The following is a 12,752-nucleotide window of genomic DNA, read 5'->3' as shown; positions in this document are numbered from 1 at the left end:
GCACAAAACGTCCAACCGACTGAAGGAGAACGACCATGTTTGCCGTCTACGCCAAAGAAGCCAACGTCGACGACCCGCTTGCCTCCGTCGTCGTCGGAGAGCGCCCCGAGCCCATCGTGCAAGAGGGCTGGGTACGCGTGAAGGTGACCCATGCCAGCCTTAACCGGCACGACATTTTCACCCTGCGCGGCATGACCTCCCAGGAGCAGCCGATCCCCTTCCCGATGATCCTGGGCAACGATGCCGCAGGCGTGCTCGAAGACGGCACGCCCGTCGTGCTCTATCCGGTACTGGGCAGCGACGACTGGAAAGGCGACGAGACCCTCGACCCGCACTGGCACGTTATCAGCGAACTCGTGCCCGGGACGATGGCCGATTATGTCGCCGTCCCGAAACGCAACGCGGTCCCTATTCCTGACGGTTTGTCACCGCTTCACGCCTCGCTGCTCGGCACCGCGTGGCTCACGGCCTATCGCTCGCTCTTTACCAAATCACGGTTGATTCCGGGGCAGACGCTTCTCGTACAGGGCGCTTCGGGCGGTATGTCGACGGCGCTCATACAGATGGGCCGTGCTGCCGGCTTCGAAGTGTGGGTCACCACCCGCAATGATGAAGGGGCCGCCATTGCCGAACGCCTTGGCGCCAACCGGGTATTGCGACATGGCGAGGCCTTGCCACGCCGCGTTGACGCAGTCGTCGACAACATCGGCGCGGCGACATGGGCAGATAGCCTGAAGGCGGTCAAGCGCGGTGGCGTCCTGGTGATCAACGGCATCACCACCGGGAACATCGCCGAAACCGACGTGCTGCGCATCTTCGTCGAACAGATCGACATCCGCGGCACCATCATGGGCACGCTTGAGGAAATGAAGGCCATGATGCAATTCGTCATCCGCAACAACATCGCCCCCGAAGTCGGAGCGGTGGTGCCGATGACCGAAGCCCGCGACGCGATCCGCAACATGATCGACGGTCGCACCCAGGGCAAGACCGTGTTCACGAGATAATTGGTAGAGCAGCGTAAAGCACAGAAGCAAAAGCCCGCCCAACGGAGCTTTCGCTGGCTAAAACACTACCCGAACTTGCCAGACCCAAAAACCCAAAGCCCGCAGTTACGCGGGTCTCAGGGCATTTTGCTAGATCGTGCCGGGCAGTGCCGCACGCGGGATCATTCCCACTCGATTATCTATAAGCATAGAAACTCGTTTACTGGCAACAACTTACGAATGGACAGCTAATTGATGCCATGAAAAGTGCCATCCTCAGATCAAGAGGATGAACACTGCCTGCGCTGGTGCCGGGCAATGGCCTCTTCCAGAGTCTCCCCGGGCTGCCATCCGTACAGGTCGCGGACGCTCTTCGTTCTGGCATGGCCGGGGGGCTTGAACTCGTAGCCGGCAGCGGCCATCTCGGCGGCCATGTCCTCGGTGATGAAGAACGGTTCGTTTTCTTCGTGCAGTTTCATGCTGACACCATAGCGACGTTCTAAAAACCAGAAGCCTATCCACCTCCGTCCCAGCCGATCAGTCAAGATCTTCCGGCCGGCTCCAGCACACTGGGACGCGCCACAATAGCCTTGAACAGATTGCCGGCCCGATCATCGATGAGTTCGATCTGCGGCCATGCCCGCAGTGAGCGCAGCAGGCCGCTACCCAATCCGCGATAAGGCAGGAGCTTGGCGGCAAAGGACGCCAGGATGGGGTTGCGCATATTTGAGTTGCCGGCCTTGATGTTCTCGATCGTCAGGTTGTTAGGTAGGTGGCCGGGGCTGATGATTTCGACCCGATCCGCAAACACCAGTACGCGGATCGGCGCACTGACGAAGTAGTCGCGGTGAATGAGGGCGTTGGCGACCAGCTCTTCCCAGACGATGCGGGGGATCTCAGGCTGCCCCTGGGAGTTGAAGCCCTGCTCGCCCTGCGTAGCGCGGGTGTTGGCGACAATAAAGCCCAGCGTCTGCTGGAACACGTCAGCCAGCTTGCCGGCGATGTCGCGGCTGTCGATGTAGCGTTCGTCCTCAATCTGGGTGCCGACAAAGGCGACGGCCTTGACGATGAAGGCGGGTAGCGCGTAGTGCGGTGATTTGGCGAATAGCAGACCGCCCGCCACGTTGAGCTGCCCCTGGTTCATCAGGTTCATGTTGGTCAGCAACTGCGGCAACGGCTGGTTATGCTGGGCGAGCGGCTCACCGAATTGCTGCTCGAAGAAGGTTTCGAAATAGGGCATGTCCACATCGCCCGCGCTCAAGCCCGCCACCGGCGTTTCGTCGGCGTGCACCAAGCCCGCCTGCTGGAACAGGCGCTGCAATTCCTCGCGCGAGGTCGCGCGGCGCTTGTCCGAGCCGTTCTTCACCCAAATCGCGCCGTTCTTGTCCATGTAGGGCTTGTTGACGCCTTCAGCGATGGACAGCACCAGCACCGTGCCTGCCGGGTGGGGCACGTTTTCCGTGAGCGGGTTCACGGCGGGACGCACGACCTGTGAGGCCACGTTGGCGATGAGCATGTTGAGACGAGCAACGTCGGCGCCGGATAGGCCGCGCACCGAACCGTCGTCGTTCACCCCAATGAAGATGCGACCACCAGCGGTGTTGCTGAAGGCAACAATCTCCGCTGCCAAGGCGTCGGCATTGTTCATGTCCGTCTTGAACTGCTGCCGACTGTCCTCGCCCCGGCTGAGCAGGTCGATCAGCTCTGTGGTTTCCATAGGTTGTAGACCTCTTTGCGACGGTTGAAGGCTTCCTGGCCTCCTTCCATGATGTTGATGATGGCGTCCTGCACCGGGCGGGCGTCGATGCTGCCGCTTCGCGTGGCGACCTTCTCGTCCTGGTATTGGCAGGCGTGCACCTGTTCCGCGTCACCCAGCACCGGGAAGTTGGCGTTGTGGGTGGCGAAGATGAATTGGGCGTGAGGCTTCATTTCCCGTAGCAGCTTGATCACATCGTCGTAGATGGTCTGGTTGTCCAGATCGTCTTCCGGTTGGTCGATGATGATCACGTCGTTCTGGCGTTGGCTGAGCACGTACAGCAACAGGGCCGAAGCGCGCTGCCCGAGAGAGTGGTGCTTCAACTCTTTGCCGCGATAGCGGATGACGAAGCGGTTGGGCACCTGCCAGGTGACGAACTCGGTCAGGTTCTGCATGAAGGTCTTTTCGAAGACCTCGGGGGTGCTGCCGGCCTTCGCCAAGGCTCCCGGCAGGGCACGCAGGAGGCCGCCGAAATCTGCATAGTCCTCCATCACTGCGCGCAGCGTGGTTTCGCGGATGTTGCTGCCCTTGAAGAGCTGCTGCATGAAGCTGATGGCGGCTTCCTTGTCACCCTTGAAGTCGGCTTCGATCTGCAGGGCGGTGTGGCCAGCGTTCACGCGGTCCAGCTCTACCTTGATGGTGTTGAACTCGCTCAGCCATAGTTCATTGAGTTTGTCGATCTCGGCAAACAGCGCGTCGCGGATGCTGGTCTGCTGTGATTCCTGCTTGGCCAGCGCCTGAAGCATTTGCTCCGCCTTGGTTTTGCGCTGCTGCTGGGCCAGGAAGTCGTCCGGCTGGATGGCAGTCATGCCGGTTTGCTTGAGCTCCTGAGCCAGTTGGCGCTCGACTTGTGCGAACTCCTCCTGAAGGCTCCTGCTTGCGCCTTCAAATTCGCCCTGTTTGGTCTTGAGGCGAGCAGCAATGACGTTCGCTTCTCGCTCGATCTGCTTGAGCTGATCGACCTTGGCAACGAGGTTGGAGAACTCGGCGTAGTAGGCCGTGAAGAAATCCGGGTTCTGCTTGGAAACGTAGCTCGTTGCGTTCCGCAGCTCGTCCTCATGCTCGGCAATCAGACTTCCTAGAGCGAGGATGAAGCTGTCTGCCCGCTCCATCATGCGCGCGAGCGCTGTGGCGTCCTGCTGGAAGCCAAGTCGCTTTTGGAGCTTATCGGCGACACCGTGCTCGGCGAACTTGGTCAGACGGAAGTTGGCATCATTTAGTTGGGTCTCGAAGTCGCGCTTGAGTTCGGCCGTGTTGCCGAGCTTGAGCCAGCGCTGAGCAGCGTCACGCACGCGCTGGCGTTGAACCTCTATTTCGTCACGCAGCACACGCAGCTTCTCGCCAACCAGCTTTTCCACCAGATCGGTCTCGAAGCCTTCGCCGGTGCTGGAAAGGTCCTTCTGGCCGAAGTAGATCGGACGGCGCAGTACGGTCTCCCGGATCGACACGCCGGGTTGCAACTTGCCGCCCAAATAGACATTCGGGGCTTCGCGGAAGATGCGGGAGATGGTGAATTCCTGTCCGTACACGTCACATGCTGTCAGCGTCACCTTGCCGCCGCTGCCAAGGGTATGGCGGATCAACTCATCCTTGTACTTGGTGTCCTGCGCCTTCTCGCCGCGTGGAATGTCGAGGGCGTAGCGTACTGCCTCCAGGATGGATGATTTGCCGCTGCCCCGGATGCCGATCAACGTGTTGAGTTCGGAAGAGAAATGCAGCACTTGCCCGTCGAGGATGCCGCCGTCGAAGCGGATGCTGCGGATGTGCGACGCTTGATGTTTGGGCGGCTCCATGGCTACCCGCCCAACGGGATCGCTCAAGGCAAACTTGACCGCCTCGAAGGACAGTTCGCCCAGCTTCAGGTAGCTGGCTTTGCCTCGACCGATTTCATCGACACTCTTGGGGTCGCTGCCTTCCAGTTCGGCGGGGTACCAGCTCTGTAGCCAGCTTTGAATCTTGGTGCGGCAGGGTTTGTCTTTGCCTGCGCCGTCGTGCGTGCGTACCTTCTGAAAAGCCAGCGTTCTGCGTCGGAAGAACTCGTTTTGCCCCAACTCAGTAAGCCGGCCGCCATCCAGCTCCGCCCACAGGCCACTCGGGGCTTCGACATGGGCGAAGACAAGGAAGAAGTCCCGGTGATAGCCTTCCAGCTTCTTGATGGTCTCCAGAAGCGACCATGAAGTGCGCCCGTTCTCCTGCTCGTACTGCGCGGGCGTTTTACCTTCGAATGCGCTGGTCAGAAAGGGGTTGATGTAATTGTGTTCATCGATCCATTCGTCGGAGAACACAACAAGCGTGTGGATGCCATTAGCCCCGTCATTGACCGACAACTCAACGCCTGGCAGCAGCGCAATACCCTTCTTCTGGGCCGTCTTGCGCAGTGCTTTGAATTCTTCGAAGTCGAACTTGTTGTGGTTGGTGATGACGCCCAATCGGATGTCCGCTTTCTCCAACGCATCCACATAGTTGCTGTTGTAGAAGTTGTCATCGCCCGTGAACTTGAATTCTCGGTCCGCTCGGGTATGCAGATGAAAGTCAGCACGGACCCACTGCGCCCCTTCTGCAAAGACCATGGATCGAGCCTCTGACTGCTTCGGTCGCAGACTTTCCATCATGGTTCATCCTTATAGTTAGTCCGCGCGTAGCCCACCAGTCGAGCGGTCTGCGGGTCATAGATAAACTCGGTGATCGATCCATCTCGAATGCGCTGAACCGCCTCGTCGATCACATGAAGTGGCACTAGGAACCATTCCTCAGGCTGCACAGGATGACCGAAGCGGTCGTTGATCGTGATGTTCAACCGCGCGGGCGCGAACAGTCTGTGGAACAGGTTCTCCATCCGGGTGCGGTTGACGCCCGCGAGCTTGTAGGTTGCCACCACTTCGACCTTCGCCAGCAGGTAGGTGGAGTCGTGTTCGGCGTTGGCGATGCGCGTCTCCACCCTGCCCCCGGTCACGCCGACCTTGTGGATGATCTCGCGGTGCTGCGCGACATAGGGATGATCGGAGAGGGAGCGCAGGACGTAGATCGTGCCGCTTTCGACATCATCGGCTTCAAGCTCTCCGCCGAAGGAGAGTTGCCCGCTCTCGGGCGAGGCCAGCCGCCGCGCGGCGGGGTCGTTGTAGAACGCTCGCTGGAGCGAGCGCAGCAGCAGATTGCTCTCGGTGCCGTTGGAGAAGATGAGGCGCAGGCGGCGGTCCACTTCCCCGGCGGTGGTCTTCAATGGCTCGCCGACCTCGGCAACGTAGAGCGTGATGCCATCGAGAACGAAAAAGTCCCCGGCCTCAATCGCGCGGCGGCCCGCTTCGATGGGCTGGGACTGGCGCATACCGGTTTTGACCTCCGCTTGCACGCGCTCGAACAAGGGTCGAAAGGTCTCGAAGTCCTCGCAGGGCTTGCGATCCGCGATCTCCTCGGCTGCGCGCTTGTCGGCGCTGGTGCGGACATGGCGTAGGACCGTGATGTCGTCCGCCTCGGCTACGCCCGCCAACTCGGCAGCCAGGTCGTCGATATCGATGGCCTCATCTCCCGGAACGGCAGTGGCTGGCGCAGCGGCAAGCAAGCCCTGATAGTCCAGCGGCTCAAGCAGGGCGCGGCAGTCCGGGAGCGCACCCAAGCGGTCCAGGCGCACGGCGTAGAGGCGCTCGAATATGTCGCGATCCTCACCATGCTGCGGCGCACGCCCGTGCTTCTCGGTGAAGCGTTGGATTTCCTCGAAGCCCGCGATGACGCGCCCCTCACTGGCTGGCCGTCCGCCCTTCGCCTCGGGCGGTGCGAACTCGGCAAGCTCCGCAGCGAGTTCGTCAAGATCGGAGTTACTCATAGCGCCCCTCCGCCTTGAATCGCATAAAGGCGGCCGCGCCTTCGGCCATGCGTCGCTCCCAGGCATCCTGGGAATCGAGTGCAGGAACGCGTCCGCGCTCCTTCTTGAACTGAACGGCGCGAACAGCCATCTCCTTCGCCTCGTCCGGCGTCAGGCTCGTGCGCTTGGCCGAGATGGCCGCCGCAACCTGCTTCAAGCTGTCCTCGCTCATAGTCTTGGCGAGGATGGCGTAGGCTTCGCCGAAGGGGTTGATGCGGTCGATGAGGTCGATGTCCAGCTCGCGCACGTCCATCGCGAAGCGGCGCACGCCGTCGATCAGGGCGGTGTTGGGTGACCCGTCGCTCTCACCTTCGGTGACTAGCCGCTTGGCCTGCTGCGTGAGGTTGAGGGCAGCAATGGCGTGCTGACGCACGGCCTCCTGATCTTCGGCGTCAAGCTCGGGATACTTGTCCTTGATGATCTTGCCCATGCGAACCTGCGTCAGTTCCTCGGGTACCAGCTCCTCATCGAACAGGCCGCGCTCGATGGTGGGCTTGTCTTGCACGAAGGCCGCAATGACTTCGTTCAGGTCTTCCTGACAGATTCGCGCCGCCTCCTTGCTCTTGGGCTCGGCGAGGCCCTTGATCTCGATCTGGTAAGCCCCTGTCTGCTCATTGACATCGACATTGCAACGGTCCGCGTCGTAGCCACCCTCGCCGTAGTTAAATCCCGGCGTCGGGCCGCTGTCGGGGTTCTTGGGCTTGAACTCGAAGCGCGGAGCAAGAACCTGCTCCATCAGCAGGCTGACTGCGATGGCCTTCAACGTATCGTTGACGGCCTCGGTAACAGCTTCCTCGGCCGCGTCCGGCTCGGCGATCAGGTTGGTGAACCTCGCGCGGGTCTTACCAGGCGCGTCGCGGGTTGCACGGCCGATGATCTGAACGATCTCGGTCAGGCTGGCGCGGTAGCCCACGGTCAGGGCGTGTTCGCACCAAATCCAGTCGAAGCCCTCCTTCGCCATGCCCAACGCAATGATGATGTCCACATAGTCCCGGTTGTTCTTCTGCGCCGGGTCTTTGAGCGCGGCGGACACGCGGTCACGCTTGGCAGCATCATCATCGACAAGATCAGCGATCCGCAGCACGCGGCCATCGGGGCGCTTGACGAGCTGGAAGCCGGTGGCGGCGTCGATGCCCTGCCACTCCCCCAGCGCCTCAATGATGTGTTCCACCTCGCGCATCTTGTCCTTCGTGCTCTCGCGCGAATTGACATTCGGGATGTGAATGATGGTCTTCTCGGCGGGATCGAGGACATTGAGGATGTCATCAACGTAAGGCCCGCTGTAGAAGAAGTAGCCGATGTCGAGTTGCTTGAGGTACTCGTAGCCGTTGAGCTGCTCGTAGTAGGTGTAGGTGACGGTATCGAACTTCGACTCATCCTGCGGTGCGAGCACGGCCTCGGCGTCGCCACGAAAGTAGGAGCCGGTCATGGCAACGATGTGCGTCTTGCCCCGCGCGAAGAACAGCCCCAGGTGCAAGCCGAGCTTGTTATCCGGGTTGGCCGAAACGTGGTGGAACTCATCGACCGCAATCAGTCGGTCGTCGAACGCCTCTACGCCGTAGGCATCGACCGCGAAGCGGAATGTCGCATGGGTGCAGACCAGCACCTTGTCGTCGCCTTCGAGGAATGCGCCCAGCGACTTGACCTTGCCGCCGTTATCGTTGCCTGGCGCGTTGCACAGGTTCCACTTGGGTTCGACATGCCAGTCGGACCAGAAGCCGTACCTCGACAGCGGTTCGTCGTTGAAGCTGGCACCGATGGACTTCTCCGGCACAACGATGATGGCCTGCTTCAAACCTTGATTCCTGAGCTTGTCGAGTGCCACGAACATCAACGCACGGCTCTTACCCGATGCGGGTGGCGACTTAATCAGCAGGTATTGCTCGCCCCGCTTCTCGTAGGCCCGCTCCTGCATGGGCCGCATGCCAAGCGCATTGGCCTTGGTCGATGCGCCGTTTCGGGCGTAGGTGACGGAAACGGACGGTACGGACTTGATCTTGTCGCTCATGCGTTGGCTCCCACCTTGCGCTTCTTGCCCTTGGCCGGTGCAACCGAAGCTGTCATCTTGGTGTAAAGGTCAAACAGCTTTTCAAGCCGCTCGGTGTCGTTCTTGAAACGTCGGCCAATGTAGATGCGCTCCAGCACTTCGTCATTGCGATCATGCGCGGTACGTAGGTCAGCAGGCATGCCATCGGGAGCGTAAAGGTCCGCGATGGTCGCGGGGAAGTGATGCTCTCGCGCCAGCAGGATTTCCTCCGCGCAGCGCGTGAGATCAGCCTTGTTCTTCTCGGTCAGTGTCGGCACCGGGAACGTGTTCCAACCAAGGGTGTTGGAGTAGCGGAAGTCCGTTTTCATTTTTCCGCAGACGGAAGCGATCCAAACCAGGTGCAAGCGGCTTGCGATGAGTGCCATATTCCAAAGCGGAGCGTCGTATAGAGCGAAGGCGAGGTTACTAACGACAGTTCCGGCAGGTTCATAACCGCAGGGCAGGTACTCGCGGGATTCGGACGAAACGCTAGGGACGACGAGGGTTGAGTTTTTTCCAATGAACATGCGTTGGAATTGGTGTGACCTTTCGGCAATGTCTCTCGCTGTCTTCCCGCCATTGAGCCGCAGATCCCGCACCCCACGAATGCGTTGAGCAAGAGGGAGGATTGCTTGTGCCTCAGCCAAGTGTTGATCTTCGATCCACAGGCAGTAGCGCTCCAATCCGCGAATGAACTCAGCCGAACCGACAATCCGTCGAATAAAGCGACGTTGTTGTTCGGATGTAAGTTGCAGCGCGTCACGCTCGTCCCGAGAGAGCAACAAAAGACCACCGTCTATTGGCGTGTTTCCGAAAGTCATCTCGCTAAGCGCGGACAGAGGCTGACTGGCCTTTTCCACGATTACGGTTTCGCCCAGTGCCAAATAGGCATTTATGTGTGAACCTTGACGCTCGATGGTGCTTCCCGAACTATCCAAAGAGAACAGACGCCTCGGACTGCGGGGCTGTGTCGTGATGCCAACGATTGCCACGGTCACACCCGCGTTGTGGCTGGCGAGATTGGCCCATCGAAAGGAGGTGTAAGCAAAATCAATCTGACAGCCGCTGGCAAAGATCGCTGGCCATAGGACTGGAACTTGCAAACCTTGACAAATAGAATTCGTGGAAACGAAGGCTGCGATGGCTTCTGTGTGAGTGCAGTAGTCAGCGGCCTTAATCCACCATCCAGCAACATAGTCAAGAGACTTCCAGTTTTCGACCCGCTTATCGAAAAGAAGTCGCAGATCAGCTTTTTGTTCTTCTTTCTGATCTCGGGACCCCAAATACGGAGGGTTTCCGCAGATGTAAGTTTCGCCACCCTCGTTCTCGAAATCGATCTCGGCCTGATCGAGCGGAGAGTCAAATAAATCATCAGCCTGCACCTTCACGCCGGTTCCAGTCGGCGGACAGATGCTCAACCAGTCCAGTCGCAGCGCGTTGCCACAGGTGATCCAGTTCTCGTTGCGCAGGGGCAGAAACTCGGCCAGGGCCAGCTTCTGACCACGATACAGCACATCGCACTGGTACTCGGCGATGACCAGCGCAAGGCGGGCGATCTCCGCCGGGAAGTCACGCAGCTCGATCCCGCGAAAGTTGGTAAGCGGGATTCCTGATGCGCGATCCGGTTCACCACGCCGCTTGTTGATCTCTGCCTCGATGGCACGCATCTCCTTGTAGGCGATAACAAGGAAGTTACCCGAACCGCAGGCCGGGTCGAAAACTCTGATCTTGGCGATGCGCTTGCGCAGGTTGAGCAAGGTGCGCGGATTGTCGCCCGCCTCTTCCAGCTTGGAACGCAGGTCGTCGAGAAACAGCGGGTTCAGCACCTTAAGAATGTTGGGAACACTGGTGTAGTGCATCCCCAGCTCGCCGCGCTCCTCGTCCTCGGCGACGGCCTGGATCATCGATCCGAAGATGTCCGGATTGATCTTGGTCCAGTCCAGCCCGCCGACGTGCAGCAGGTAGGACCGGGCGATCTTGCTGAATCGCGGCACTTCGTCACCGCCAGAGAACAACTGCCCGTTGACGTAAGGGAAGTCTTCGGCCCATCGGGGAACCTTGGCGGCGGCCCGGTCCTCGCGCTTGGTGTTCATGGCACGGAACAACGTGGCGATGACCTCGTGCGTGTTGGACGAGTCCTTGGCGCTCATCTGCGCGACGGTTTCGGTGAAGCGGCCCTTGCCGACGAAGATGTCGGTGTCCTCGGCAAAGAAGCAGAAGATCAGCCGCGCCATGAGGTTGTTCATGTCGTGGCGACGCTCCGCCGTGCCCCATTCAGGGTTGTCTTTCAGCAGTTCGACGTATAGGCGGTTCAGGCGGCTGGTGGCCCGGATGTCGAAGGCGTTTTCGCTGATCTGGCGGACGGTGCTGATGCCCGCCAGCGGCAGGAAGAAGCCGAAGTGGTCGGGAAAGTCCTTGAAGGCACAGGCGACTGTCTCGCCGCTGGTCAGGTCTTCGGCCTCGAAGTCCGCGCCGTCCGTGGCGAGGATGAACTTCGCCTTGGCCTTGGCCGTCGCCGGGCTGGCCTTGAGGGCGGCCAGCGTCTGCGTCACCCGCCCTGCGTCGCAGGTCAGAATGTGGATGTTGCTGGTCTGGAGAACACCGCCAAGGTCGGATTTGTTCGACGCCCCGGCACGAAGGCGCTTGATGGTCGTCGCCTTGTTGCCGAACGCCTCAAGAAAGGCATAGGGGAACTCTGCACCGTCGAACGGCTGCTCCGCAAGGTCTGTGATGGCTTGTTCGATTTCTACGGCGTTCATGGGCGTGCAGCCCTCTCTCTGAACGATTCCGCCTGGCTGCTGCTGTTCTGCGGGGTGCTCATGTCTTGTCCTGCGTTTTTTCGGCTATCTGCGCGGCAATCCAGCGATCCAATTCGCTGCGACGAAACCGCCAGGTGCCGCCCAGCTTGAATCCCGGTATCTCCCCCTGCTGGGCCAGCCGGTAAACGGTCTTCTTCCCTGCCTTGAGGTAGATCGCCACTTCATCCAGCGTGAGAATTTCGCTATCAGGTTGGTTCATGTCAGGCGGCTCGCTTGGTGTCGCGCGGCGAAGTCTTCCAAAGTTTGGCCAAGTTTACCATTTGAGCTGCCCGAATGAACCCCGAATCTCATATGGCGAAGCCACAGATTCGGCCGGCGCTCCGCCCTGCGGCAAGTTCGCCACAACAGCTTGACGGCAATGCCATGTGCTTTGGCCGCCAGGTCGTAATGGGATTACGCCAAGAAGGTGGGCGGCGTGTCTTTTTCCAACGAAAGCAGGCAACGTAGTAGCCTGTGGCCTCATCTGGATGAGACGTGCTGAGCAATATCAGCGTAAGGCGTGCGATGGGCAAAGAGGAAACCGAAAAAGTGGATATGGAACATTGGCTGCATGAACGAATCGGCCCAGCCTACGATGCGTTGAAGGCCGACCCAGGCCGCGCCGTTACCGCTGACCAGGTGCGCGCCCGTCTGGCTGACATCGCCCAAGCTATCGACCTGGCCCGCCGCGTCGATGCGGACCTAGAATCCCTTACGCCCTTTGACCCGGCCGAAGACCTGACCAGCGCCGAAGCCGTGGCCGCATTCTTGGCGGACGCCGAGGCCACGGCCGACCCGGCCTATATCGAGCACGCGCACCAGGTCGCGGCACGTGCGCGAACCATGCACGGCATCGCGTCGTGAGCGAGCTGGCCAGCATCGCCATTCCTGGCGGTGCTGCAGGTGGATCTCATCGCCGGAAATGACGATGCGAGATCCACGCCAAGGGGAAGAGTAAGGCGGGGCGTCATCGCCCGATCTGGCGATGCTCGAGCGCCGGCGCGCATCGCCACTTCCGACGATGCAGGCCCGGAGACAACAAGGGCAGCCATTGGCTGCCCTTGTTGTTCCTAGTATGTGGCTTACGCTGGGTGAAGCGACTGGCGCACGGCATTCAGTGCCTCACGGAAGTCCGCCGGCGTCGCTCGGCCCGTCTCGGCCTGGTAGAAGACGACCATGAAGGCATTGGCGACTGCTTCGGCCAGCGGCCCGAGCTGCCGGGCTGCATCCTGGTCAATCCAGTCTAGGGCCGCGAGCTGCACGGCCGCATGATGCACTGCCTGAGTTGCGTTGGTAGGATTCAAAGTTGCCATGATTCACCTCTCCA

10 protein-coding genes are annotated in these 12,752 nt (G+C 60.3%); 2 read left to right on the top strand and 8 right to left on the bottom strand.

Annotated elements, in window-relative coordinates:
- Positions 1-35: 35 nt before the first annotated feature.
- Positions 36-1,007: a zinc-binding dehydrogenase gene (locus LN450_RS19740; RefSeq protein WP_011347394.1), complete on the top strand. Its 972-nt coding sequence runs from the start codon at positions 36-38 to the stop codon at positions 1,005-1,007.
- Positions 1,008-1,267: 260 nt separating this feature from the next.
- Here the strand turns inward: LN450_RS19740 and LN450_RS19735 are convergent, their stop codons facing one another.
- The 7 genes from LN450_RS19735 to mads1 all read right to left on the bottom strand — a co-directional run bounded on the left by LN450_RS19735 (position 1,268) and on the right by mads1 (position 11,645).
- Positions 1,268-1,465 (bottom strand): hypothetical protein, encoded by a 198-nt coding sequence (locus LN450_RS19735; protein WP_039418936.1) that lies wholly within the window; start codon positions 1,463-1,465, stop codon positions 1,268-1,270.
- A gap of 62 nt (positions 1,466-1,527) precedes the next feature.
- Positions 1,528-2,703 carry an RNA-binding domain-containing protein gene (locus LN450_RS19730; RefSeq protein ID WP_011347393.1) on the bottom strand — a complete coding sequence of 392 codons (1,176 nt, stop codon included), beginning with the start codon at positions 2,701-2,703 and terminating at the stop codon, positions 1,528-1,530.
- Complete coding sequence (locus tag LN450_RS19725) at positions 2,685-5,312, bottom strand: TrlF family AAA-like ATPase (protein WP_011347392.1); 2,628 nt, start codon at positions 5,310-5,312, stop codon at positions 2,685-2,687. Before LN450_RS19725 ends, LN450_RS19730 begins: the two co-directional genes overlap by 19 nt.
- Positions 5,313-5,350: 38 nt before the next feature.
- Positions 5,351-6,562, bottom strand: a complete 1,212-nt coding sequence (locus tag LN450_RS19720) for a GIY-YIG nuclease family protein (protein WP_011347391.1) — start codon at positions 6,560-6,562, stop codon at positions 5,351-5,353.
- Positions 6,555-8,609, bottom strand: a complete 2,055-nt coding sequence (locus LN450_RS19715) for a DEAD/DEAH box helicase (RefSeq protein WP_011347390.1) — start codon at positions 8,607-8,609, stop codon at positions 6,555-6,557. The genes LN450_RS19720 and LN450_RS19715 overlap by 8 nt, the downstream gene beginning before the upstream one ends.
- A complete protein-coding gene (locus LN450_RS19710; protein WP_011347389.1) occupies positions 8,606-11,386 on the bottom strand; it encodes a class I SAM-dependent DNA methyltransferase in 2,781 nt (926 codons plus the stop codon). Before LN450_RS19710 ends, LN450_RS19715 begins: the two co-directional genes overlap by 4 nt.
- Before the next feature lie 58 nt (positions 11,387-11,444).
- Positions 11,445-11,645 (bottom strand): methylation-associated defense system helix-turn-helix domain-containing protein MAD1, encoded by a 201-nt coding sequence (mads1, locus tag LN450_RS19705; RefSeq protein WP_011347388.1) that lies wholly within the window; start codon positions 11,643-11,645, stop codon positions 11,445-11,447.
- A gap of 305 nt (positions 11,646-11,950) precedes the next feature.
- Between mads1 and LN450_RS19700 the strand changes: the two genes are divergently transcribed.
- Complete coding sequence (locus tag LN450_RS19700; protein ID WP_011347387.1) at positions 11,951-12,289, top strand: helix-turn-helix domain-containing protein; 339 nt, start codon at positions 11,951-11,953, stop codon at positions 12,287-12,289.
- A 218-nt stretch (positions 12,290-12,507) separates the two neighbouring features.
- On the opposite strand, the gene LN450_RS19695 is transcribed toward LN450_RS19700, so the two are convergent.
- Positions 12,508-12,738, bottom strand: a complete 231-nt coding sequence (locus tag LN450_RS19695; protein WP_011347386.1) for a type I toxin-antitoxin system ptaRNA1 family toxin — start codon at positions 12,736-12,738, stop codon at positions 12,508-12,510.
- Positions 12,739-12,752 lie beyond the last annotated feature (14 nt).

The organism is Xanthomonas euvesicatoria pv. euvesicatoria (genome assembly GCF_020880415.1).
In the GTDB taxonomy this organism is placed as follows: Bacteria; Pseudomonadota; Gammaproteobacteria; order Xanthomonadales; family Xanthomonadaceae; genus Xanthomonas; species Xanthomonas euvesicatoria.
The sequence above is the reverse complement of the archived record's forward strand: the minus strand, read 5'-3'. Positions and strand labels throughout refer to the sequence as shown.

What these genes read in the sequence shown, in the direction of transcription:
- LN450_RS19725 (WP_011347392.1), bottom strand. Translation starts at nt 5,312, where the DNA reads ATGGTCTTTGCAGAAGGGGCGCAGTGGGTCCGTGCTGACTTTCATCTG.
- LN450_RS19715 (WP_011347390.1), bottom strand. Translation starts at nt 8,609, where the DNA reads ATGAGCGACAAGATCAAGTCCGTACCGTCCGTTTCCGTCACCTACGCC.
- LN450_RS19700 (WP_011347387.1), top strand. Translation starts at nt 11,951, where the DNA reads ATGGGCAAAGAGGAAACCGAAAAAGTGGATATGGAACATTGGCTGCAT.
- LN450_RS19735 (WP_039418936.1), bottom strand. Translation starts at nt 1,465, where the DNA reads ATGAAACTGCACGAAGAAAACGAACCGTTCTTCATCACCGAGGACATG.
- LN450_RS19695 (WP_011347386.1), bottom strand. Translation starts at nt 12,738, where the DNA reads ATGGCAACTTTGAATCCTACCAACGCAACTCAGGCAGTGCATCATGCG.
- mads1 (WP_011347388.1), bottom strand. Translation starts at nt 11,645, where the DNA reads ATGAACCAACCTGATAGCGAAATTCTCACGCTGGATGAAGTGGCGATC.
- LN450_RS19720 (WP_011347391.1), bottom strand. Translation starts at nt 6,562, where the DNA reads ATGAGTAACTCCGATCTTGACGAACTCGCTGCGGAGCTTGCCGAGTTC.
- LN450_RS19730 (WP_011347393.1), bottom strand. Translation starts at nt 2,703, where the DNA reads ATGGAAACCACAGAGCTGATCGACCTGCTCAGCCGGGGCGAGGACAGT.
- LN450_RS19740 (WP_011347394.1), top strand. Translation starts at nt 36, where the DNA reads ATGTTTGCCGTCTACGCCAAAGAAGCCAACGTCGACGACCCGCTTGCC.
- LN450_RS19710 (WP_011347389.1), bottom strand. Translation starts at nt 11,386, where the DNA reads ATGAACGCCGTAGAAATCGAACAAGCCATCACAGACCTTGCGGAGCAG.